This window comes from Desulfomicrobium baculatum DSM 4028 (genome assembly GCF_000023225.1).
GTDB classification, from domain to species: Bacteria; Desulfobacterota; Desulfovibrionia; order Desulfovibrionales; family Desulfomicrobiaceae; genus Desulfomicrobium; species Desulfomicrobium baculatum.
On the sequence record NC_013173.1, the window covers coordinates 1,314,119 to 1,335,383 of the forward strand.

The 21,265-nt window shown below is 49.0% G+C and carries 16 protein-coding genes; 5 read left to right on the top strand and 11 right to left on the bottom strand.

Features of this window, described 5'->3' with window-relative positions; genetic code table 11:
* The first annotated feature begins 623 nt into the window (after positions 1-623).
* The gene (locus DBAC_RS06060) at positions 624-1,787 is read left to right on the top strand and encodes a PAS domain-containing sensor histidine kinase (RefSeq protein WP_015773394.1); all 1,164 of its coding nucleotides are present in this window, start codon (positions 624-626) and stop codon (positions 1,785-1,787) included.
* A 249-nt stretch (positions 1,788-2,036) separates the two neighbouring features.
* On the opposite strand, the gene DBAC_RS06065 is transcribed toward DBAC_RS06060, so the two are convergent.
* Entirely contained in the window at positions 2,037-2,354 is a 318-nt protein-coding gene (locus tag DBAC_RS06065) for an MGMT family protein (RefSeq protein ID WP_043811889.1), read from the bottom strand.
* 362 nt (positions 2,355-2,716) lie between these two features.
* On the opposite strand from DBAC_RS06065, the gene DBAC_RS06070 reads away from it, so the two are divergent.
* A complete protein-coding gene (locus tag DBAC_RS06070) occupies positions 2,717-3,013 on the top strand; it encodes a hypothetical protein (RefSeq protein ID WP_015773396.1) in 297 nt (98 codons plus the stop codon).
* A gap of 150 nt (positions 3,014-3,163) precedes the next feature.
* On the opposite strand, the gene DBAC_RS06075 is transcribed toward DBAC_RS06070, so the two are convergent.
* The 8 genes from DBAC_RS06075 to DBAC_RS06105 all read right to left on the bottom strand — a co-directional run bounded on the left by DBAC_RS06075 (position 3,164) and on the right by DBAC_RS06105 (position 16,893).
* Entirely contained in the window at positions 3,164-3,712 is a 549-nt protein-coding gene (locus DBAC_RS06075) for a hemerythrin domain-containing protein (RefSeq protein ID WP_015773397.1), read from the bottom strand.
* 69 nt (positions 3,713-3,781) lie between these two features.
* Positions 3,782-4,132, bottom strand: coding sequence for a DUF488 domain-containing protein (locus tag DBAC_RS06080; protein ID WP_015773398.1), 351 nt, complete (start codon positions 4,130-4,132; stop codon positions 3,782-3,784).
* A gap of 540 nt (positions 4,133-4,672) precedes the next feature.
* Positions 4,673-5,284 (bottom strand): LysE family translocator, encoded by a 612-nt coding sequence (locus DBAC_RS06085; protein WP_015773399.1) that lies wholly within the window; start codon positions 5,282-5,284, stop codon positions 4,673-4,675.
* A gap of 323 nt (positions 5,285-5,607) precedes the next feature.
* Complete coding sequence (locus DBAC_RS06090) at positions 5,608-7,068, bottom strand: hypothetical protein (RefSeq protein WP_015773400.1); 1,461 nt, start codon at positions 7,066-7,068, stop codon at positions 5,608-5,610.
* Positions 7,069-7,360: 292 nt separating this feature from the next.
* Positions 7,361-13,240 (bottom strand): anti-phage protein ProA, encoded by a 5,880-nt coding sequence (gene proA, locus DBAC_RS06095; protein ID WP_015773401.1) that lies wholly within the window; start codon positions 13,238-13,240, stop codon positions 7,361-7,363.
* A gap of 632 nt (positions 13,241-13,872) precedes the next feature.
* Entirely contained in the window at positions 13,873-14,217 is a 345-nt protein-coding gene (locus DBAC_RS18745; RefSeq protein ID WP_143890806.1) for a hypothetical protein, read from the bottom strand.
* A 516-nt stretch (positions 14,218-14,733) separates the two neighbouring features.
* Positions 14,734-15,753: an IS110 family RNA-guided transposase gene (locus tag DBAC_RS06100; protein WP_012805434.1), complete on the bottom strand. Its 1,020-nt coding sequence runs from the start codon at positions 15,751-15,753 to the stop codon at positions 14,734-14,736.
* A gap of 420 nt (positions 15,754-16,173) precedes the next feature.
* On the bottom strand, positions 16,174-16,893 hold the full coding sequence (locus tag DBAC_RS06105) for a class I SAM-dependent methyltransferase (RefSeq protein ID WP_015773402.1): 720 nt from the start codon (positions 16,891-16,893) through the stop codon (positions 16,174-16,176).
* A 552-nt stretch (positions 16,894-17,445) separates the two neighbouring features.
* On the opposite strand from DBAC_RS06105, the gene DBAC_RS06110 reads away from it, so the two are divergent.
* Positions 17,446-17,781 carry an NIPSNAP family protein gene (locus tag DBAC_RS06110; protein ID WP_015773403.1) on the top strand — a complete coding sequence of 112 codons (336 nt, stop codon included), beginning with the start codon at positions 17,446-17,448 and terminating at the stop codon, positions 17,779-17,781.
* Between the two features lie 214 nt (positions 17,782-17,995).
* Here DBAC_RS06110 and DBAC_RS06115 read toward each other — a convergent pair whose 3' ends face one another.
* Positions 17,996-18,913, bottom strand: a complete 918-nt coding sequence (locus DBAC_RS06115) for an AEC family transporter (RefSeq protein ID WP_043810504.1) — start codon at positions 18,911-18,913, stop codon at positions 17,996-17,998.
* 275 nt (positions 18,914-19,188) lie between these two features.
* Between DBAC_RS06115 and DBAC_RS06120 the strand changes: the two genes are divergently transcribed.
* A complete protein-coding gene (locus DBAC_RS06120; protein WP_015773405.1) occupies positions 19,189-20,115 on the top strand; it encodes a hypothetical protein in 927 nt (308 codons plus the stop codon).
* Positions 20,116-20,163: 48 nt separating this feature from the next.
* Entirely contained in the window at positions 20,164-20,667 is a 504-nt protein-coding gene (locus tag DBAC_RS06125; RefSeq protein ID WP_015773406.1) for a DsrE family protein, read from the top strand.
* 126 nt (positions 20,668-20,793) lie between these two features.
* Here the strand turns inward: DBAC_RS06125 and DBAC_RS17725 are convergent, their stop codons facing one another.
* Positions 20,794-21,249: a DinB family protein gene (locus DBAC_RS17725; RefSeq protein WP_015773407.1), complete on the bottom strand. Its 456-nt coding sequence runs from the start codon at positions 21,247-21,249 to the stop codon at positions 20,794-20,796.
* Between the last annotated feature and the right edge of the window lie 16 nt (positions 21,250-21,265).

Here is a 21,265-nt window from a genome sequence, read left to right on the forward strand (position 1 = left end):
GCCGCGTACATATCCGTCTTACCACCGTCCATACCCTAGCCCGTGACCGCTTCAGTCGCTGCCAAACGGCCTCAACTCCCTTGCCGCGCAAAAACTACGACGAGACACACAAAAACTGCGCACGGAAGCAAAAACGTGTTCCAGTGCTCCCTCCAATGGTGATATAGAAAAAAGAATATGATTCATTAATCACTATAGTTGAGTAGCTCAAAACGTCACATACACCGCAATCTGAAATATTGGGCATAAAGGTTGCTAATTTTTTGACATAATATAAAATTTAGCTGCAAAATCTAGGCTGTCAGTCGACAAACTCAAGATCGATGCTTATTTTAACTCGAATAGGCACACAATGAAATCAAATTTTTCTATAAGCGTATTTAGAAATATTGCTTGTGAATAGATCTGGTTATAAAAAGAGCCACGCGGGTCACTTTCTCTTGTGATAAAATCTGACGCGCGACTAAATGTATTTAAAAGCTTGATAGTTATCACAGGCGTTGAGTCTGTGAATGTCGAACAATTCAAAGACCTTTCGTGTAGTTTCGTAGCATTAATTGCTCAGCATCCAAATATGGACAACGTTTTTAATCAAGACGCAAGCTCTGATAATGGAGTTGTCGATGGTCGAAAAAATAATATCAACGCGGAGAAATTTTGGACGCATTCCATCTTTTGATTATTTTGAACTCATTGAAAACGCCCCTATTGGTTTTTACGCCTCAACAGTAGATGGAAAAATTCTCTCAGTAAATTATGCATTCATGAAAATACTTGGATATAATTTAGATGATGAATTAAAAAAATCAATTTCGACATTTTCGGATCAATTTTATATAAACACAGAAGATAAAAATATAATACAAAAAATTATAGAAAAAGATGATTCAGTCAACAATTATGAATGTAGTTTTCTACGCAAGGATGGAATGGTCGCGTGGGTGTCTATAAGCGCACGTGCTGTAAGAGATATAAGCGAAAATATAATATTGATTTTGGCATTTGTAACAGACATTTCTGATCGCAAAACGACAGAAATGGAGATAAAACGAACCAGCGATCAACTTCGACAGGTTTTGGTTGAAAAAGACAAGTTCTTTTCGATTATTGCGCACGACCTACGATCTCCAATTTCCGGGTTGCTCAGCCTCACCAAGCTATTATCTGAAAATCATGTAAATTTTTCAGTCGATGAAATACAAAAAATCTACGAGAGCATGTATTCCTCCGTGCAAAGACTGTTTGCCTTGCTGGAGAATCTTCTGGAATGGGCATCAATGCAGCGCGGGATGGCCACATTTAAACCACGCGAACTTGAGTTGGACAACCTGATCAATCGCGCACTGATACTGTTACGAAGCACGATTGATCAAAAAAAAATATCTATGAAATGCATGGTGCCGTTTGGGTTGAAAGTTTTTGCAGATGAGCAAATGATCAATTCAGTATTGCGCAATCTATTCTCAAATGCATTCAAATTTTGCAATATAGGAGGATCGGTGACAATTTCTGCAACCCAAGATTGCGGTGATGTCACTATTTCTGTTGAAGATGATGGCGTAGGGATGGATCAAATGACTAAATCTAAGATATTTTCTATTGATTTCAAAACATCACAGTCTGGTACAAAAGGGGAAAAAGGCTCCGGGCTTGGATTGATCTTATGCAAAGAGTTCATGGAAAAGCATGGCGGCCGGATTTGGGTTGAAAGTCAACTAAATTCCGGGTGCAAAATTTCTATTTTTTTCCCAAGAGAAGACAAAGAAATTCGAGATGTTATCCAGTAGTTTTTTTCCGAGGCGAGAAAAACTAATTTCCCGGCCCGCAGGAGTGCTTTATCTTGACCTCGGTCCTTTTGATGAGTGAACCTCACCTTTGCGCTTTGGCGTCTTCGGCTACGTGACAGCGGCCCTGGCCACCTTCACGCCGAGCCAACGCTGCGGCAGTCCGGGGTTGCGCGGCTGTTGGGAAGTGATCGCTTACGGACGGCGATCCTGGCTGCTGAGCTTGTTCGGTGGATGTCTCAGAGAATTGATTCATTCGTTAGGAACGCAGGGATAGCGGCATGGAACCTGAATGCAGAGGTAGCGCTCCAGATCGATGCTGCCAGTATCGTCGAACTCTACGCCTTCATTTTCGAGCAACCGCTTCTGGTCTTCATAACCATTGGCGGCCCCAAGGGCGATGCGTCCTTCCCGGTTGACCACGCGGTGCCAAGGGAGTCCGTGCGTGTGGGAGCATGTGTGGAGAATCCGCGCGACTTGCCGGGCGGCCCGCCGGTTTCCGGCCATGCCCGCGATCTGCCCGTACGTGGCGACCCTGCCGGCGGGAATGCTGCGGATGGCTTCGATCACACGGGTGGTGAACGATTGGTGCGATTGGCGCGCTTGATGCGATTGCCGCGTCATGAATAGTCTGCCGTTGCTCTCTCGTGTTGATGCGGCCTTCGTCCGGGCTTTCCTGCCCGGCGCATGAGGACCCGTGCGGGACTCGTGTGCCAGTATATTTCAGAAAAATTCAAGATTCAAGATTTGACACTCGCCTTTAACAGATCAAACCCCACCCCGGAGAAGCGTGCTCAAAGAGAGCACGCTTTAGTGTGTCGTAATGAATAGATCTTGCGCGTTGATTCAAAAAGGAGTTATAGTGAAGGAAAATCATTGTTTATCCTTTTATTACGGAATGTTTCGTTAATTCAACCTTAGGAGGTGTTGATATGAGTTGGCATGCGAAGGCGATGGCGAGCTACGACCACGGTTGGAGCGATTATGTGGCTGGACTGAAACAGGCGCTCATCGAACTGGAACAGGATATCACCGAAGCCGAGAAGATGAGCGATAGCTGCACGTTGGAGTGGTGTGAGGCGATTGAACATGTCGTGGATGAACTTTCCAACGCGATATACACCATTCACGAGCCGGTGTTCTCCACCGATGAACAATCCCAATCAATCAAGGACATGCGCAAGCGGATTCATGACATCTATCATCGCTACAAAATGGTTAAACCGTAATCAGTCCCGATTTGGTCTTGTTTTAGCCATCCTTTGGCTCAATACGACGACTGAATCTGAAATCAGACCCTACAAACAGAAATAGGGATTTCAGGCTAAACTGAAATCCCTTGTCTTCTTTTGTCGGGACCGATGGGACTCGAACAGCCATCACTTCAGATACACGTCCTGCAGCGTTTCCAGAAGCGTATGGAACTCTTCGTGTTTTCCTTCTCCAATCCACTCTCGCTCGTGCTTCTTGAAGTTTTCGCAAAGCTTGCCGACCGAGCCTGCATCCAGGATCTTGTCAGCCATGGGAAAAACATCCGTGTTTTCCGTGGTGATATGCTGGACCATCAGCTCCACATAATCCGCCGCGGCAGCCCGCACTTCTGTCATGTCCGGCACGCCCAAGGTCCCCGCCAGTCCATTTTTGATCCGGGCGATATGGATGCGGCCCTGTTCGTGCTCATAGATCAAGACTCCGATGTGCCCGGTAATATGGTCCACTCCGGCGGCTTCCATGGCCCGAAACAGGTATTTCTCTTCTTTGCCGTGATGGCACTTGTCGACGAAAACCGTCAAAAATTCGAGGATGCCTTCAAGATGTTCGGGGGGGACCGCACCTCCGTCGAGCAGTCGCGTTGACACGGTTTTCAGGATTTCCAGCATGAGCTCGATGTCCTGGTGTTCCAAGATGAGTTCTTTTGTCGCATGCATGTCGATCTCCTTTTACGAGAGGTGCTGGCCCCGGCGTCGTTGCGGCGGATTTCAACCGGCGGATGCATCTCATCGCAGTTGTGTTTCCAGATATTCCTTCAAGGCGACCGCTTGATTGCAGTCCCGGTCGCGCGCGGAAAAAAGCAGCGTCAGCGTGCCGTGGTTGCCCAGTTGAAGCAGTCGCGCGACTGCGTCGGGCCGGGAATCCAATTCGGAAAAGTAACGTCTTTTGAATTCCTCCCACAGCGCGGGCGCGTGCCCGAACCATCGGCGCAGGGCCGTACTCGGGGCGACATCCTTGAGCCACGCGTCCGCACGCACGCGCTCCGTGCTCATGCCGCGCGGCCAGACCCGGTCCACAAGAACGCGGACGCCATCGTCTTCCACGGGATCGTAGATTCGTTTAATGATGATTTTCATCGTATTTTTTAATCAGACCGCAGCAAAACGATCATCCGCCGGGTCCCGAAGTGACGGTCGGTTGATAACGCATATCACGATACCATGTCAGGAGAACAGAAAAAATATCCTCAAGCCGTTACCCCGAGCAAGGGAGCGGAAGGTTTCTTTTGGCGGGACCGATGGGACTCGAATCCCGCGGCCTTGGTGAGAAAATACGGGAGTCCCTTCATTTTCCTCAAGCGGGGAGGAGGGGCTTGGCTCTTGAATTATTCCAATTTTCGAATAATTTTTACTTACCGTTGAATAATGCAAACCTGTCGCGGCGGCGACGTGCGCCTGGGTATAGCCAAATTCATGGCAGGCCTTGCCGATGGCTGCGTCTCGGAGTGAACGGCTCTCTGCGCCAGCTAGCCTCTTCCAAGGACGGGCGGTCGGCAACGAGCTGGGCGCGAGGGTTTTCCTTGAAGGCGCTTTTGTCCTTGAGCAGAGGGAGAGCTTTTCCAGAAATGTATTCTTTCCGAGCAAGTATTGCTGGGGTTGCCCCATAATTAGCTTCTATTAATCTGTGAGCGCAAGCTCCGCCCCGAGGCTGGCAAATGCAGAGGCAAATCCACGCCGCAGCCAGGTTTGCACTCGTGGAGACTCGATAACGGTCTTGCGGAATACATGTGCGAGAAAACCATAGATAACGAATATTATGAACGTCATCGCCATGAAAGTAGCGCTGAGTAGAAGAAGCTGGAAAAGAGGCTCGTCCGTGCCTAGTTGAATAAATTGCGGAAGGAAAGCCAAGAAGAAGATGGTCAGTTTGGGGTTGAGAATGTTGAGCAGGAACGCTTTTACGACCAAGCCAACGGCCGTTTTTGTGGAAGGGGTTGCGTCAATGGCGAAAGCCGCCTTGTCACGCCATGTCGCATAAGCGACGTAGAACAAGTAAACAACACCAGCGTACTTCAGAGTCTGGAAAGCAAGCGCGCTTGTATGCATGATGGTGGCAAGACCCAAAACTGTAGCCATGAGGTGGGGGAGTATCCCGGCCGTGCACCCTAACGCGGCGAACACACTTGCCTTTCGACCTTGGATAAGCCCGGTAGAGACTGTGTAGATTACCCCGGTTCCAGGAATAAGCACCACGATTAACGATGTGATGAAGAACTCAATGCTGATCATTTGATATATCCCCTTTGTCCTCTCATGCCCCTATTTTGAACAATTGGGGAGGAGGGCAGATCTTGAAATTAACAATCATTCGGCTTTTTATCCGAACAGGAACGTATTGCGAGGCCGATGGGACTCGAACCCACGGCCTCCGGCGTGACAGGACGATGAAGGACGCTTTACTCTACTGAATTTATCTAGTTACGTAGTTTCATGTAGTCTTGTGTGGGTTCCTGTGGGTTCAAAAACCCACAAAAAGCCCACACACGAATCATTTCAAAAAAACTATAACGCAGCGCTCTGCGGAAATTTCCGTAGCAGCGCCATGTTATATTTCATTTCCCTTTCGCTCTCGAGATCACACCCATCATGGAGTGAGAAAATTGTCCAACTTCTGCTTTTTCATCGAGCTTATCAGAAATATACTTACCTGCTGCAGCAGCCCCACCTAGCGGAAGTAATGCACCTAAGAAAGGGGCAAGAACTGGAAACATCGTGACAGCCAGTGTGCCGCTAGCAATTAAAGCTGTGTATTTATGTTTAGCTTGATATTTATCATTAAGTGAGGAAATCTGCTTCTCGTGTCTCGATATAGCTCTTTCAATATGAGAGCATACTTCGGCAGCAACATACCCTAAATCTTCAATATTGGCATTAGGCAAACTGTTAACTAAATCTCTTAATACTCTCCTAAATTCAACATTCTCATCGGTTTTCCTCAATGCCGCGAGCTGCGCGTCTTTGATATTGGCCAAATAATCAAGCCTTTTAGACGTAAGAGACTGTAGAATTGCTGATGTAGATGGATCAAATGAAGCAAATTCACCAGCAGATGCATTTTTCATATTTGCGATAAGTTGGTAATAATGCGCCTGTGCGTTTACACACAGAAATGGATGGCTTCTTAGCTCATCGGAATTTTCCAGTAAATGATAGTTTGGCATAATACGCTCAAAAATCGCGTTGGTTACAACACTAGCATCACCTTTCGAAAACAGCTCATTACACCAATCTTCTGACCTCCATTGCCTCATTTCAACCTTGTAATTTTCTAACTCAACTTTTAGAGGCTCCCCAGGCTCAGACCCGGGTGAGACAAAGAGCCTCGCTTCTTCAATTTTTTCAAAGTACAGGTCAGGGTATTTTGCAGCAAACTCCATAATATCTTGAGGGTGCACTATGCCTGAGTCTACATAATGTGAAAATACATCGGTGATAAGCTGAATGCTATTTTCTTGCGTTTGCTGATCATATTCTTCAAGTGACTTCTCAAAACTTGGAAACACAAAAAATGGTGGGAGATCAAAATTATATCCTTTAAGATCAGACAAATGCAAGATGAAAAATGCCATCTGAAGCGGGATAACATGTCTGAACTTTTCTTCGTCTCGTTTTTTCTCTAGCCATGGCATTACAGGGTCTGGAATTAAAACCGTATCGGTATATAGAAGTGATTTGCGTGTAGCATTTAACTGTGTTTTAAAGAAACGACTGCTTCCACCAAGATTCAATTTACATGCATCTAGTTTCTTAGCTGCGCTAAAGGCTTTACCACCGTCTTCCGAATATAGTTTCTTAAGTTCTGTTTCGAGAGTTGAAAATGCCACCATAGCACCTTCAACTCTGCTAGGGTTTGCTCTTAAAGTAATAGCCATTCTTTGGATAGATTCCGAAAAGTTATCCAATGGTGAAAAGTCACGTGGTAGGCACCCTGTCACGCTGAGGAAAAAATCGGTCAATATCTCAAAGTATCTATCTTGATAAATAATTAAGTCGTGTAATTCCTGCTGACTCACTTAAGTACTCCGATTGAAATATAACGCCGAGCTAAAATATAAAAAACGTTAAGCTTTTTTTTGTCATTCTTAAGGGATTTGTTATATCAAAACTGGTAACGATGAAGTTTTGTTTTAGAGTAAAGATATTTTATATGGTAAGTAAGTGCATCATAGCTTTTTAAATACTGTACCTTTACAACGGAGACTTCTTGCTCTTGACCTGCCGGGAAACTTCGGACCACTCAATTCTTGAGGGTTTCACCACAGTTCAAGTTTCATGATCGACTTCCGGGCATCGCTCACCGTTGTTTTAACTGTCACGCATGAAATACATAATAAGACAATTTTCAAGATAGCTTTTCACCGTTGCTGACAGTCGTTTGATCTCTAACATTCCCGCTAAATCGCGAACTTGGTCCTCACTCATCTTGAGTTCCGGGTGAGCCGCAATGAGCCCGAATAATTCGTGACGTGAAATTTCCATGGTGCTGCGATCTTCGATTGCTCTGTAGGGAACTTCTTCCCGGTATGTTCCGGGGGCCCATACAAACGTCACTTCATCTTCCTGGTGAGATTCGTTATCGCCCATACAATCATCGATTTGCTGTCGAATTTTGGCACCGGTTCTTTGCCAGCCATGGGCCTTGCAGATAGTGCGGGCCAGCCGATTGGCCTCGATGGGGCCTTCCTTTTCAACGAGATGGTCAATCATTCTAGCAAGGACTGCCCGATACTCCGGATCGAAAAAAAGCTCTGCGTTCGGCTGGACAGGCCAATCTAAGTCGACTCCTTCCCCTGTAACGCCTTTCGAAGGTATCTGGGCATCCCTAGCATAGAGGGAACTGGAATCCTTCATAACTGGATTTAAGGGGATCGACGTAGCTGGACTAATCTCTAATAGAAGCTGGAGTTGTGGAGCGGCCATCGAGTCTTCCAGTCCTGCTATCTCGGCGACGAGCGCTTCTGGGGCTTCGCGCCACTCCTTCTGTTTTTCAGGACGGTTTTGGGCTTTTGCCGCTTCTTCTTTTTCCCTTACTCGAGAGGCATCAAGCAGTTCTTCCAGTTCGTCATGGACCCGCTTGAGTGCATCCGTCGGATTCATGAACCAGTCCGTTGACCAGATACGGATGATGCTCCAACCGAGGTTGCGCAACACTCCCTCCCGGATTTTGTCTCGGTCTCTAGCGCTTGCTGAGCTATGGTAGCTGGCTCCGTCGCATTCGATACCGGCAAGGTAGGCTCCGGCGTGATCGGGATGGACTACGCCGAGATCGATGCGATAGCCGGAGACGCCGATTTGAGGCCTCACTTCCCATCCTTTGTTCTGAAGCGCTGCCATCACAGCTTCTTCAAATGGGCTTTCGGCATCTCCTACCGAATCTGAATTCATTGCTGGCAAGGCAATTGATCCCTTTTTTGCGTAATCCAGAAAATTCTTGAGGTGAGCAACGCCAAGGGATTTTGTCCTTGCTGTGTCGATATCATCGCCATCAATAGATGAAAAAACATGCATCTCGGACCGGGCTCGCGTCACGGCAACATTGAGTCGCTTTTCACCGCCATCCAAGTTGAGAGCGCCGAAACTCATCGAAATTTTACCCGCACTGTCCTTCCCGAACGTGATGGAAAAGCACATGATGTCGCGTTCGTCTCCCTGAATATTCTCCAGGTTTTTAACGATTAGCGGTTCCTCCCGATCATCGCTGAAATACCACTCCAGATTCGGATTGGCAGTCCTGGCCTCGTCGAACAGATTGAGGATCAACTCCTGTTGTTGGATGTTGAATGTGATGACTCCGAGAGTTGGGCGATTTTCTTCGGGGTATTCGAGCCAGTCTTCCAGGCGAGATTTAGCGAACTGCACAATCTCCCGTGCTTCTTCGATATTGGTTCGACCAGTTCCTCTGGCATAGACGCCATTGTTCTTGTGGAAAACGAGAGCGTCCGATTCCGTTTTGGGCGACGGGAAGGTGATGAGTCTGCCCCCATAATAATGGTGGTTAGAAAAGGATATCAGCGACTCGTCGCGACTGCGGTAGTGCCAGTTCAATTGGATCGGCGGAAGGCCCGCCGCTTCGGCTTCTTCAAGGATGCTGGGGAGGTCCTTTTCGTATTCAGCTAAGTCATCCAAGTCTTCGTCGTCGGTACGCCCGAAGAAATTTGTGGGGGGCAACTGTTTCGGGTCACCCACGATGATGGACTGCTTCGCCCTGGCGATGGCGCCAACCGCATCCCAGGTCGTGATCTGGGATGCCTCGTCGAAGATGACCACATCGAACTGCGTCTGGTCAGCAGGCAGGTATTGCGCCACGGACAGAGGGGACATCAACATGCATGGCGCCAGTTTGGTGAATGCAGTTGGCATCCCCTCGATGAGTTTACGGATGGAGAGGCTGGGGCGTTGCAGGCCAAGTTGGTGCCGCAGAGTTCCCAGCTCAGATCGACGTGGAACGGTGTCCTTGTTCGGCAGTCCATGAGTGGCCTTCCTCAAAATTTGATCGGAAGCCAGTTCTTGCACTTTCTTGTCGCGTATCCTGAATTCCTTGATCAAGTCTTCGTGGGACCAATGACGGAAGCCTCGAAGTTCGGAACTGTCGTCCAGGGCAAGCGGTATCCACCAATTGAAGTAGGCTACACGGAAGTCGACGTTAGCGTTATCGATTTCTCCCGACTTGAGGGCATCAAGAAAAGGGGCAAGCCCCAAAGCCTGAGCTTGCTCTCTGACGACCACCCACGGGACCCAATTCACGAGTTGCGTTTTATTGTCGATAATGTGGCGAAGATCTTTTGCGAGCGATTCAATGGAAGTAAAATGCAGTTTTCCCCCGGCGTGAATCAAGTATGCATCGCAGGCGTCTTTGAATGTTTTCAAGGCCGACTGGAATTCTTCAGCCAAGAGAGCCACTTCCGGTTTACCTTGTTGTTTTTTCAGCAAGGCTTCCAAGGTGGCGCTGAAATGATCCACATCCGCAGCATGCCGGCGTACTTCATTGAGCGCCTGCTGCAACCTGCCAGCCTGTTCTAGGTATTCGGAAACTGCCTTCCCGTCGGTTGACTCATCCCGAAATACAGGAAGTTCCACCAATTCACTTTGAGAGACGACTTCAAGATTGTTTTGAAGCTGACGTAACGGAGCAATTTCTTTGGCGACATCCACTTTGCCGTTTGCGGCGTAACTCTGGAGAAGCTTGGTTACCCGCCGACGGCCAAAGGCGGAAAAAGGCCACATCTTGGCATTGGCCTCCCGCCACTGCCGGTCTATATCATCTATGGGAATTCGTTTTAATTCAGTATTATCATAACTGGCCGACAAGTTGGAACGCGCTTGCTGGATGGTTGTAATTGCCGTGCCCAAAGAGGCGGCGGCCTTTTCCAACTGGTCTAATTCCTTGTCGATGACGTTGCGATAGTCCTGCTCTGCAGTGATTTGGCAAACTTCGTAGAATTGATGTAATTTTTTAATACGTTCGAGATCGATTTCCTCGACCTTGGGGAGACCGATTATTTCTGCAAGTGCATCTGCCGTGTCCTTGAGTGGAGGAATGGCGACAAGAACAGATTCGGCACGTTCAACCAGATCGGTTTCCCATTTGTAAGACCAATCCTTCGTCTCGACGCTGTCGAATCCTCCACAATTGCAAACAATGGAGTAAATTCGGGCTGCCTGGCTGACAGTGTCTTCGAGTCGATCAAACATTGCCGGGTCATGCGACCGAAGGTTGTCAAATTTCAGTGAAAACTTCTGACGACGTCCCACAACCATGCCGATTGCTTGGAATATGCTGAAACCATGGCTCCCTGGGGCATGCAGTTGTTCGACATAGTGGTTGAGGCGGTCTCGGGTATCCTTGAGTCGATCTGTTTCAATTTGCCAGGCACTTGCGGAATAAATTTCGCTTCGCTCCCATGCGGCTCCCAACTGTGCCAATACCTCTTTTCGGTTTGTCTTGTTGGAATGAAGTTCAAGGCAGACATCGCCCAGACCGTATGCCTTAAGCCTTCGGTAAACGACATTGAGCGCGGCTGATTTCTCAGCAACAAAGAGGACTCGTTTGCCGACGGACAGGCATTGGGCGATCATGTTCGCGATAGTTTGGCTTTTTCCTGTGCCGGGGGGACCTATCACGATGAAGTCATACCCCTTCATTGCCGCGACAACGGCGGCAAGTTGCGAACTGTCGGCCGGGAGAGGCGTCAGTAATTCCCGGGGAGAAATCGTTTTGTCGATTTCGCTTGGGAGGGGGAGGCATGCTTGACCACAAGCCTGCTCGAAAGGCGTTTCGGGCGAATCGATGAGATGTTTGACCAACCGATTGTTTTTCAGATCGTCGGTCCGATCGACCAAATCCTTCCACATCAAGTATTTTGCAAAAGAGAATGTAGAGAGTGCCGCGTCCTCGACCACTTCGAATCCTGGGACGTCTCTCACCGCCTGACGCATGTGGGCGAATATCAGTGGGACATCAATGCCAGCGTCATCGGTGGGGAGTTCCCCCTCAAGCTTGTGCACTTTGAGCCCGAGATCGCGCTGTAGAAATTGCAGGAGAGTGGCGTTAATCCGAATGTCATCTTCGTGGTGAGTCAGACAAAAGTGGGATTGCGCCGAGCGACGGTTGAGTGAAACCGGAAGCAGCAGAATGGGTGCCCGATAAATGGTGGGATCACTTTCCGCCTTTTTCCACCTGAGAAAGCCGACAGCGAGGTACAGAGTATTAGCCCCTCCCTCGAGCATTTCACTGTTGGCCTTGCGAAAAAGGGTGATTAGCCTGTTGCGCATCTCATTTCCAGGAAGCGGAATGCAAAGTTGCTTACGTTCCATGGCGTCCTTGGCGAACGCTTCATGGATATCCTTCCCATGCTGTTGACGGTAAAGTTCCGGGTCGCGAGCACCAATTGGATTCTCGTCCTTCAGCGAGATGATGCGCAGGGAATTTCCCTCCGCCAACATGTCTTCAAGTTTTGGCAGGTCCGGGCACAAGACAGGAATGGTCTGCCTAGTTTCCTTGAAGTTGAGTAAACGGTTGCGCAGGGTGAGGTCGAGCAGTTTCCGTTGCCAGCGGTCGATTCTTCCTTGGGGCGTTTGCGGTGTCTCGTCGACGACTTCGCCAGGCAGTAAGCCGAAATCCGGTTCAGGGGGTAGAGAGGCAGGAGCTACCTCCTCGTTCCCTCCTTCCGAAGTCCCTCCCGTTTGATGCGCAGCCAGAGGCGTGATTCCAGCAAAGCGTGCTCGTCGTATGTCGATGGCTCGTTCGAAATTGTTTTCGTTTTCTTCGGCGAGTTGGCCCTGGGCGTTCTTTACGGCTTGGTTGAAGTCTGCAACGGGCCGCATCGTAACAAGTGTTGTTTCAAAAACGATGAATTCCCTTGCGGCAATGGCTTTGCGCAGTTCAATGACATCAGGTTCTTCAATAGCGGGAAGAGTCTTGTCTGCAAGCCATACACCTGCGAAGGCGTGCCCTTTGGTAAAGACAATGGCCGGGTTGAGCCCCGCAGCCTCTAAAGCACCTGCGAAGAGAAGTGCTCCGTCAAGGCATGTAACAAGCCCCTCTTCCAAGATCCGTTTGGAGTTTCGGATCTTCTGTCCCTTGGTCTCGAACGAAGCCGGAGGCTCTGCATAGCTCAACGCCATCCCTGTAATGGCGGACCAGATTGAGGCCGCAAGCATGTATGCTCTTTTTGGGTCTGTGCTTTGATAGCCGTCCAACGCCCCTTGTCGGCCGCTTTTCTCCAGCAGCATGCTTGCCTGCTTGCAAACTCGGGCGATGACGGGATCGTTGGGAGAGGCAAATGCCGCAAGAATACTCGCCATCCCCACACCGCCCCATTCATCGCGAGCAAGAAGTCGCAGTGGCAAAATTTGCTCTTCAAGGACTTTCTCGGACTGTTTAAGCCGGAAGTTGAGTTGTCCTTGTTCAGCTTCATTGAGGCCATCGAAAAATGCAAAATCATAATTCAGGCGCAAATCGGAAAACGATACTTCGCTTTGGGCGCCGATCCTGTCGACAGCCCATGACCTATTTCGGCAAAATTGAGGGTATGGAATGAGTTCCAACGTTAGATTTTCTAACGGGGTATCTGACGTATTTTGAATCTCTATACTCTGGAGGATCGGCACCGAATTCTGAGCGGAGGCGAAGTTGACGCATTCGGCAGAGGATATTTTTAGGTTCAGGATCGTGGCTGTGTCCATGATTCTCTCAATGATCAATCTGGTCTAGGAAGAAAAAATGGAGCCAGGTCTGCTTTTGACGACAATTTGACCCGACACCCCTTCAGCCTTGGAGCACGAATTCTTTTCGGAATGTCGCTACAAGAGAACTTGCACTAACGGCAACCACTTATTTTGTCATACATAATTCCAGTAATTCTATCTCGCAATACGTACCTATAAATGGGCTAGAAGGCGGGTTATTCCACCGTCTCCATACTCCAATGTGCATACGATTCCGAACATGGTCATCCATGTAACACATTAAAGGTTAAGATGATGACCATCAATATCCGCAAAAACCAAACAAGTATGTTTGCGTATGACCAGCGATTACCATCTCATCAAATAACAAAAGCGACCCGCCACCGGATGGCTTTGTGCTTTTAAATCAGGATTTATTTTCGCCAAATAAAATAAAAATAAAAATCTTTATTGTTCATTTTGCGAATAATTATGCTTGCCATCTCAAATTTCAGAATAATTTAATAATCACAATATGACTATATTTTAACTAGATCATCGACACATTCTGCAATAGACACAGAAAAAAAATGAATAACGTCAGTCTCAAGATCGTCCAGCTCAAGCTTTTATTCAAAAATGTTGAATAATTATTCAATATTTTTTGCACTAACACCTATATTGCTAGGTATTTGTAATGTAATATTATGATTGTGAACAATATTTGTTTCGTCAATTTTTCGAAAAAATATAACTCTAATAAAAAATCCAAGCAATTCTGTTATAACAATAATAGTTAAACCGCATGCAATAAATAGAAATATTGCTTCACTTTTAGATTCAAATGCTGGTTTCATTGCTTCTTTTGCTACATCTATTACAGACATCATTTCCATTCTTCCAATATCACTCAATGCTTCATCGTAAGCAAAACAACCAAATACTCCTGCCAGTAATACAACTGCTATAACTTTTGCGACTAAATCTTTTTTCATAAACGTCCTTGCATGTTAACTTTTCTAACACTAAATTTACTGGTATTTACGGTGATTAGTGGAGTACAAACCAGCACAGGGTCTAGAGTAAAATATTAAAATCGCATAAAATCGGGGTCACCCATCAAAAGGACCGAGGTCAAGAGAAAGTGCTCCAGCGGGCCAGAAAATTAGGTTTTCTCGCCTCGGACAAAACTACTTGATAATACCTCGAATTTCTTTGTTTTTGCCTTTCTCGAAATATCAGCTTTGCGATGTCAGCGTATTTCGCCGCACCAGTCACCCATCAGGATCTAGGCTGCCGGAGCAGCCCCACCGTCTTGCGACGGCCAGATAATCTTCGATCCCACGCCATGTCCAAAGTGTTTTTACAGATCTCATGGTTGTGAACCAACCCGTTGCTGGCTCATGTCGTGGTCGGCGAAACAAAGTCATCCGAAAAGCTGGAAGCGATGGCTACCAATCAGATCTGGTGGTTATTCCAACCCTAATGCTGGTTCCCCACCGCCTCCAAATTTATGCAAAACATTTCTCGTGATCAAAGTTCACGCCCTCCCGCATGATGAAATACGCGGCCCGCGCAAGTTTGTGGGCCAAGGCGCTATGTGCGACCATTCTGTTGCTTCTGGCCATCTTGCGGTCATACCATGAACGGCTTGCGTCGTCGTAACGCCTTGCGAGTTCTGCGACCTCTGAGAAAGCCCACGCCAAGTACTTGTTTCCGTTCTTGGTGTTGCCTCGCCCCTTACGCTTACCGTTGCTAATCCAAGTGGACGGCACTTTCCGGCAATATGAGCTAAAATTGCCCGCCTTGGGGAAACGATCAATTGGACCGGTTTCCAACATGATCGTCAGACCGAGAATCACGCCTACTCCTGGCATGGAAAGCAGGGCCTTGTACGTCGGACGCAGTTCGATTCTCTCCTCGGCCTGCTTCTCGATCTTCTTTATCTGCCGCCCCAGGTAGTCGATGGTGTCTTTGCTGACTTCTCCGCAAAGCGCCAGATCCTCATTGGCGACGCAAAGTGGTGCTACGTGATTTGTCTTAAGCTGTTTGATCTTGTTCACCGAAATCGAATGCCCGTTGTTTCTGGAGACAATACCTTTCAAACTGGTGATCAATGAAGTTCTTAAACGTACCAAGTGGCCGCGTTTACGCAATAAATCTCGGATCGGGCGTTCCGCTTTGGGATAGATGTACCCTTCAGGCAGGACGCCGAGGCGAAGCATCTCGGCCAGCCAAGCCGCATCACTGGCGTCGTCGCTGTGCTTGAGCCCAGAATACTTCTGGATGGCCGCCGGATTGGCCAAATGCACCCGATACCCTTCGTCCATCAAAGCATCGACGATCCAATACCAGTTAAAAGTCGACTCGATAGCAATTCCTTGGACCTGCTCTCGATAGGCAGCAAGCGGATGCAAAATTGCCTGGACATCGTTAGCAAGTTTTCGTTTTTCAATGATCTTTCCTGCACTATCGACCACAGACAAGAAATTTGAATTTGAATGCAAATCGATTCCTGCGTATATAGCCATTGGACACCTCCGATACGAGTGTTTGCCAACTCCTATATAGCAGAGGAATCGGTCACCTGCTATTTTCGGAGGTGTCCTTTTGTATGGTTATCAGATCTTGAATCTTGAATTTTTTCGGAATACCTTCTTTCCACGGCTAGGCCACTTCGCATTGAATTATGGTAATAAAATTTTTCGGATGTTTTAATACGTTGTTCTGTCGAAGATTTTGCAGACAGGTCTGAATATTCACATATTCGTGGCTTTCATTTTCGCCCAGGCTCCATTCGCCTGGGCTTTTTTGTGTGCTCCGTCATTCTGGTTCAAAGCAAAATATCCGCACCAGCGCAGGAAACAGAGTCAGCTCTTGTATCTTGAATTTATTTGTATGTAGCTTCTTTCCATGGTCACACTGCGATTTGCACGCAAGTGCTCTCAGAACTATTTGACCGCGCCAAAGGTGGCGAAGCAGGCGTTTTTGTGCAGAACGTCGATCTGGCGGAAACCGCATTTTCTCAGGAGTTCGAGCTGATAGGTTAGGGGCTTTGGCGTGTCTTCGACCTCGATTTCCTTGAAGCAGCGATCTCTGGCTTCTTCACCCGCCGTCTGAACGAGGTAATCGCCGTAGCGATTCCACATGATGCTTTGAACTTCGTCGTTTTCATGCTCGATGAGGTCGGTGATCCATAGCGAACCGCCTGGCGCCAGAAGATCGTACAACGTCGCAAAGCCTTCTTGCCACTCATTATCTTCACGCAAATGGTGGAGCACTGTCGCTGCGAGTACGACATCGTAGTGGTTGCGCGGCAGGTCCGCCGAGCGAAAGTCCGCCTGGATGATCCTGACGACACCCGTGGTCTCGGCGCTGACGCGCTGTTGTGCGCGATGCAACATTTTGTTGCTGAGATCGAGCAGGTCGCAGTCGAGCGGGTTTATCCGGCGCAGCAGACTCAAGGTGGCGTTGCCTGCGCCACAGCCAATATCAAGGACTCGGCGCGCTTTTGGCGTGCACCTGGCCGCCGCTTCGGCAAGCAGCGCAAGGTTGGTCGTAGCATCGACCGTCGTTGTCTGGCCCACAGCAAGATTCGAAAAGCGCTCGACTTCTCCGTCGAAACGTCGACGAATTTCTTCAACAGTCATCTTTGAAGTCGATGTCTTCATGGATGCCTCGTAGTGTTTGGCGTTGTGTCTAAAGATCTCGTTCGACATCTTCTTTACCAGATTGAAACCAAGATTCGCGACCGAATCCGTTCTCCTCGGAAAAACAGCATTGGCATTTCCTTCGGTACCCACAAAAATATTTCTCTCGCCACGTTATAAGTCCTGCAGCGCACTGCCAAGTTATGTCTGGCATTAGGATGTGTGAAAATTTCCTAAAGTAAGTACCCTTCGGTGGCTGATGACATTATTATTACTGAGTACATTATGGGATGTTGTTGTGCGTCGTAATACTTATAATGTACGAATAGACTGTTTTTATTTCTTATTTTACTATAGATTTATTTTTCTTGTGGATGATTATTTGATTAATGATCATGATATGATAAGATTTTATGCTTAAATTTTATTGAATTTAAAAGTGAATTTTGTTTGTCATGGATTGGTCATTTATATGCAACAAATTATTTTTAAGGAAATTATTTCCATCGTTTTAGAATTATTTGTGAATACATTCATTAGTAAATCATGTAACAATTTATATTGAGGAAAAATATGATCACATGTTATTTGAAATTCAATAATGAAAATTTTAATATGAATAATTTAAAGAATAATTTGAAGAATAATTTCATGATGCTGATTTCTTTGATTGAAAATTGCGGAGGGGAGCACCATGGGTATTTTTTTTCTTCTGAGCATAAAGAAAAAGTTGTTTTGCATATGTTCACATTTCCTACACTTGTTGAATACGAAGAATATAGATTGAATTCATTGACCAATATTGAGCGAATTGTTGCTCCGTCCAGAAAGCAGGCTGTTTGCAGGCCTGGCGACTGGGAGCGGCAGGATTTGGTGATATTCGAAAATTTGCAGTGTATCGTTAATTGATAGCTTCTTCATAAGTTCCTTGGCAAATGATGAGTCGTGCGGAGATAGTGGAAAAGGGTAGGGCAGGAAGCTGGCTCCATCGTTTCCCCGTTACTTCGCTTGACGCCTCGCCGCACGCGGCTACTGCGTGTCGAACAGGTCATCCGTGTCGCCAGTTGCCTATTCTTCCCAGATTTGAGTTCCGCAAGCCGTTGTCCCGTGCGTGGCCATGATTCTAGATGAGCATGCCCAGCACCAGCGGCAACGTCACCAGCGCCGCCAGCGTCTGCACGGTAATGATGGCCGCCATGCGTTCGTGGTCTCCGCCGAGCACCCGGGCCAGGATGTATGAGGAGACCGAGACCGGAACGGCCGTGAAGATCAGGCAGATGCCAAGTGGCGTCCCGCCCAGTCCCAGCGTCCGGCCCACCGCAAAGGCCAGTAGCGGCAGGGCCAGGAGCTTGAAGAGGGCGCTTGATCCCATGTCCTTCCAACCCGCCAGCGCTGCGGAGAAGGAGAGTCCCGCGCCCACGGCCAAAAGGCCGAGCGGCAACGACGCGCTGCCCATGATGTGCAGGCCCTCCCGCACTGTCGCCGGCAGCGTGATGCCTGCGGCCTGCAAGGCGAAGCCCGCCGCGCAGGAGAGGATGAGCGGATTGCGTCCGAGCTGTGTCACAGTTCCCCGCACTCCGTGCGTCGTGGTGTCCCGGCCATGTCTGGCCAGCACCAGGACGCAGAGCACGTTGACCAGGGGGATGATCGTCATCAGGGCCACGGCGGAAAGCGAGAGCCCCGCATCGCCGAAAAGCCCGCCGGCGGCGGACAGGCCCACATAGGTGTTGGGCCGGATGGCCCCCTGGAATATGGAGGTGAAAGCCGGTCCGTCGCTTTGCAGCCAGGGCCGCACAACCAGAAGCATCCCGGCCAGCAGGCAGATGCTCGCGGCCAGGGTCGCCGCCATGAGCAGCACCGGTTGTTCTCCGACATGCATGGAGGTCAGCTTGTCGATGAGCAGGGCCGGAAAGAGCGCGTAGTAGGTCAGGCGCTCGGCCTGAGGCCAGAATCCCGCGCTTGGAAATTCCGCCCTTCGCAGCACGAACCCGATCAGAATAAGCAGGAAAATAGGCAGGATAGCCTGAAGGATGTTCACCATGCACCTCCGCAAAGGCGCACCCTAGGCTGACGGGGCGGAGGAGTAAAGATGGCGGCTGGAAGCTGCCCGGGAGTCCAAGAGTCTGATGCCTTTTTCCTCTTGTCATATTTTCGATAAGAATTAATTTTTTTGATCGGCTCCATTTTCGAAATTCATTCTGCTCGATAGCCACCGCCCTCTCGCCTTCATTCTCCTCCTCTGCCGGCAATAGACAATGTCGGATCGAAATACGGTTCGGTGCTCAATTCACCACAACCAACGAAAGGAGGTCACCCATGGAACCATCGCCAGAGCTCAACATCGAACGATATGCCAAATGCATCGAGGTCTCGAAACGGGTCCGGTGGGACATCGACAAGGATGTGCTGCGCGGTCGGCCGTTTGATTATTCGCAGAAATTTCTGCCGGACGGGCTGACCAGAATCGATCAGTTCGATTTCATGTCCGACCACGACAAACGCTTTGCCAGCCAGATCCAGGGCCGCACCTACGCCAACATGTTCGGATTCGTGGAACGATTCATCACCGCGAAGATACTCGACTGCACCCGCGATCATTGGCTTGGCAGCCAGGTCGCCCTGGAATCGCTGGTCCGTTTTTGCGACGAGGAGCTGAAACACCAGATGCTGTTCCGCAAAATCGAACCGATGATGGCGGCGGGCATGCCGGACGGGTACACCTTTATGCCCGACCCCGACGCGGTGGCGGAAGCCGTCTTGAGGAATTCCACCTGGGCGGTGATGGGGCTGATTCTGGAGATCGAGCTGTTCACGCAGGAGCACTACAAGCAAAGCATCGCCCCGCAGGACAATCTGTCCGAACTGTACAAGGATATTTTCCTGTTTCACTGGAAGGAGGAGACCAGCCACGCCATTGTGGATGAGCTGGAGTGGGCGCGTGTGAACGCCAAGATTTCGGATCGGGAACGCGACCAGGCGGTGGATGAACTCATCGCTATGGTTGCGGATGTGGATGGCATTCTTCAGGCCCAAAGTGCAGCCGACGTCGATTATTTTCTCAAAATATCAGGTTCGGCCATGGCGGATAAGGCACGGGATCTCAACGCGGGGTTTCTGGACGCCTACCGCTGGCAATACATCTTCTCCGGGGTTGAACATCCGAGGTATCAGTCCATGCTGGGGGTGGTGACCACCGCGGAACAGCGGCAGCGACTGGGCGAAGCATTGGCGACGCTCAGGTAGGCGCGTCAACAGACGTCAATCATGAATCAACAACAAAGGAGGTATGTCATGAAAAATTATGTCAGATCAGCGCTTGCAGCTTTTTTTATCCTCTGCCTGCTTGGATTTCTTGGAGTTTCGGCTTCGGCCCAAGGATATGAGGCGCTTAAGGGGATTAAATCGGTCAATACGATCTTCGATTTCAGGGACGGGAACACGGAAAGCGCATTGATTCATCTGAAGTTGGTGCACGATACGTTCAAGGATCCGGCCATACGGGCCGTATCCGAGAAACCGGAATTCGTGGTGGTCTTCATGGATGTGTCGGTGCTGCTGCTGTCAAACGAACGGGAGAAATTTTCTTCCGAAGAAAAGAAGCGGCTCGAAGAGTTCGATCGGACCATCGCGGCTATGGCCAAGGACGGGATTCGACTCGAAGTCTGCATGTTCGCCGCAAACCTCATGGGGGTGAAACCGGAATCGATCGCGCCGCAGATCCATCCGGTGGAAAACGGCTGGATCGCGTCACTGGGATATCAGCAAAAAGGCTATTCGCTGGTGCCGGCCTATTGAACTGCGCCGGATTGATTTGAAAAAGAGGTCGGTCCCTCGATTCTTCACTGCGGAGCAATCCGGTGCGTTTGAACGAGAGGCTGACCTTTTTATATGCGCAAGGGCATGTGCGGCACCGTGCCGTCCTTACCGCTTGATTTCTTCCACCCTGTCCTCGAACAGTTTGCGGTGCAGCTCCATGTGCGCGAAGTAGTCGTGGATCAGCGCTTCCAGGGAGATGTCCTTGTCCTCGCGTCTCCAGACGTGGCCCAAGGCGGCCGGATTCATGTTTTCGATCAGGTGCATGAGCAGGGCGTTGTAGGTTTTCCAGAGGGTGACCAGCGTCGAATAGTCGAACGATGCGATTTTGGTCGCGTTTTTCCATTCTTCGGCGTCATATTTCGGGAAAACGAGCACCGGTTCAAGCTGCAGGCGGATGAAGCGCTGGTGGTTGTTGGAGGCGGAGTCGATGAGGTGACTGATCATTTCCTTCAAGGTCCACTTGTCCGGGGCCAGACGGATGTCGGCCAGATTCCCGTTTTCGGTCATGAGGGCCTCGAAGGAATCAATTCGGGTTTTGCAGTCTACGCAGTCTAAATTCACGGGCGCTCCTGGATGT